The 581-nt window shown below is 39.8% G+C and carries 1 protein-coding gene; it reads right to left on the bottom strand.

Annotated elements, in window-relative coordinates; translation table 11 throughout:
* Positions 1–497, bottom strand: a 497-nt coding sequence (locus tag IE212_RS35815; RefSeq protein ID WP_229864742.1) for a ParM/StbA family protein, incomplete at its 3' end; no start/stop codon positions are given.
* Positions 498–581: the final 84 nt, after the last annotated feature.

Consider the following 581-nt stretch of genomic DNA (forward strand, 5'->3'; position numbering starts at 1 on the left):
GCCATTGTAGGAATCTTGTCCACTACTGCTGCATAACACTGAGGGAATACTGCCACATCATCCATTTCAATATAATACGGCTCATTCTCATATTTGAAGCTTACACGCTTATTCTTTGTCAGGTACTTGATAAAATCATTCTTCTCTGCTCCAAACCTTGTAAGTGGTAGTCCTACGGCAAGGAATACCTTTGCCTCTGCAAGACCTCTTCTTTTAAGTTCCTTAGCAACTGCTGCAAGTGTGAGAAGATAAAAGCTGTCATCTTCGACCTTTGTATCCTTTACTTCCTGCCTCACAGTTCCAACCTTATAGAACTTTCCTTCATACTCAAGTACATCGCCGAAAAGTGCCGGAGTTGTTGTAATCTCCTTAACTCCTGTGACAAATACCTGAGAAATTGTTTTCATCATTGACCAACCATGATCAATGCCGATTACTTCTAACTTGTTATTCATATGTTTTGCACATCCTTTCTTCTTAAACAGCCACTTGAACATCTTAACCACCTACTTTCCTATCAGCTTTCGCATACAAGGAAAACAATAACCATTCCCTTGATAATATGGACATCCGACACATTC

This window comes from Streptomyces djakartensis, from assembly GCF_014651075.1.
Lineage (GTDB): Bacteria > Actinomycetota > Actinomycetes > Streptomycetales > Streptomycetaceae > Streptomyces > Streptomyces djakartensis.